The sequence below is a fragment of the Rhodococcus sp. 1168 genome, assembly GCF_002091955.1.
Classification (GTDB): Bacteria; Actinomycetota; Actinomycetes; order Mycobacteriales; family Mycobacteriaceae; genus Rhodococcoides.
The window spans coordinates 1-2,808 of sequence record NZ_MKKY01000041.1; the positions used below are offsets into that span (position 1 = coordinate 1).

The 2,808-nt window shown below is 61.3% G+C and carries 1 protein-coding gene; it reads right to left on the reverse strand.

Features of this window, described 5'->3' with window-relative positions:
* On the reverse strand, positions 1 to 2,790 hold a 2,790-nt coding region (locus BJI47_RS07100), incomplete at its 3' end, for an amino acid adenylation domain-containing protein (protein ID WP_368655873.1).
* Between the last annotated feature and the right edge of the window lie 18 nt (positions 2,791 to 2,808).

Genomic DNA, 2,808 nt, shown 5'->3' on the forward strand with positions numbered 1-2,808 from the left:
GAACGCCTGCAGATCACTCGCCCGAGTCTGCGCCAACAACTCCTCGAACGTCATCGAAGAATCGACCCGACTACGGAAGACCAACGTATTGACGAACATTCCGATCATGTCGTCCAACGCCTTGTCCCCGCGACCGGCGACCGGAGTGCCCACGGCAATATCCGATACATTCGACAACCTGGCGAGCAATACTGCGAATGCAGCGTGCATCGTCATGAACAATGTCGTGTGGTGCCTGCGCGAGAGTTCCAGAAGCGCACGGTGGAGATCTGCATCCACAGAGAACCGAACGGAATCGCCACGGAAGCTCTGATGCGCGGGGCGCGGTCGATCCGACGGCATGTCCAGCTGGTCCGGCAGCCCGGCCAGTGCAGTCTTCCAGTACGATACCTGCTGCGAGGCAATCGAATCCGGATCTTTTTCGCTGCCGAGGGTCTCGCGCTGCCACAACGCGTAATCGGCGTACTGCACCGGCAACGGAGCCCAACCAGGCGCCTCACCTGCAGAACGCGCCGCATACGCCACCATCACATCACGCACGAGTGGCACCATGGAGGCACCGTCCGCAGACACGTGATGGATGACGAACGCAAGGACGTACTCGTCCTCTGCCAACTTGAACAGCTTCGCGGCCCGCGGAATCTCGGTCGTGACGTCGAAGGCCGTCATCATCAGATCGATGACACGGTGACGTACATCGTCTTCCTGGACGTCGGCGATCTCCAAACTCGCGTTCGCTTCACCGACGGGCAGAATCTTCTGGTGCGGGCCCTCCATCGAGTCCGGGTACACCGTGCGGAGAGATTCGTGACGGGCGATCAGATCGGCCACTGCGGCCGCGAGAGCAGGGACGTCGAGTTCACCGCTCAACCGGACGGCGAACGGGATGTTGTCGACGGCCGACGTGGTGTCGTATTGGTTGAGGAACCAGTATCGCTGCTGCGCCAAGGACAGCGGTATCTGCGCCGGGCGGTCGACAGCGACGAGTGCCCGCTGTCCGCCACTACCGACCTGGCTGGCGATGCGCGCGGCGAGGTCGGCGACGCTCGATGCCTCGAACAGTTCACGCACGCCGATCTTGGTGTTGAGAACCTGCCCCAACCTGCTGACCAGCTGGGTGGCGATCAGGGAGTTGCCGCCGAGTTCGAAGAAGTCGTCGTCGAGTCCTACTCGCTCGAGACCGAGCACGCCCGCGAAGGTGTCGGCAACGGTTTCCTCCACCGGTGTAGTGGGCGCGCGGAACTCTTTGATCTCCACGACCGGGTCCGGCAGCGCCTTACGGTCGAGTTTCCCGCTCGACCCGAGCGGGAACTCTTCGAGTTCGACGAAGACGGACGGCACCATATACTCGGCCAACTTGGAGCCGAGGGCGGTCCGAACCGCCGCGCTGTCGAAGTCCGCCGAGTCCGTGACGACGTACGCCACCAGTTGCTCGTCTCGCACTATCACTGCGGCTTGAGAGACCGAATTCTGTTCCAGTAGAGTAGCTTCGATTTCACCGAGCTCGATACGAAGTCCACGTAGTTTGACCTGGAAGTCACTACGCCCGATATATTCGATCTCACCGTCGGCATTCCACCGGACGACGTCACCTGTCCGGTACAGCCGCTCGCCGCGAGCGCTCGCTTCTGGAATTGGATGTGCCACGAAGCGTTCTGCAGTCAAGTCGGGACGAGAGACGTATCCCCGCGCCAACTGCGTGCCTGCCAGATACAACTCACCCGACACACCTACCGGCACCGGATGCAAACGCTCATCGAGGACAAGCGCGCGGGTATTCCACACCGGCGACCCGATGGTGACAGCGCCGTCGGAAGATCGCACCACACCCTCGGTCGCATGCACCGTGAACTCGGTTGGACCGTACAAGTTGTGCAGCGCCACACCCGGCAAAGCTCGCTCGAAGGACCGCACCACCGACATCGGTAGTGCCTCACCGGCCACGAGAACCACCCGCAGCGAACGGAACGATTCGGTCTCGAACCCAGCTGTCTCCGCAACGAACACCGACAACATCGACGGGACAAACGAAGTCATGGTAATCGCCTCGTCAGCAATCACCTGTGCAAGGTACCGGGTGTCACGATGACCATCCGGGGCCGCCAACACCAAACGCCCACCGGAGAGCAAAGTACCGAACAGTTCCCACAACGACACGTCGAATGTCACCGGTGTCTTCTGCAAGACCACATCTGCCGGACCCAACCCGAATCGCTCCGAGAGCCATGAAATCTGATTGACGATCGCCTCATGCGAGACCGCCACACCCTTCGGCCGACCCGTCGACCCCGACGTGAAAATCACATACGCCGCATTCGACCCCCGCAACACCGACAACCGCTCACCATCCCCCACAACCTCACCCGAGAACCCCGACACATCCAACGAACCCACATCCACCACCGACACACCACCACCAGCAAACACACCCACATCCCCACCACCAGAAACCAACACCAACACCGGAGACGCCACCTCAACGATGAACCCATTACGCTCGGCCGGCTGATCCGGATCCAAAGGCACATACGCACCACCCGCCATCACCACCGCATACATCCCCACCAACAAATCCACCCCACGCCGCATACCCAACCCCACCAACACCTCAGGACCCACACCCTCACCGATCAACCACCGAGCCAAACGAAACACCCGCTCCCCGAACTCCCCATACGACAACCGCTCACCCTCGAACACCACCGCCACCGCACCCGGAACCTCAACCACCCGATCAACAAACAACGACGCCAACGACACCCCACCGGAACCCGAAACACCCTCCAACACACGAGAAGTCCCATTCCA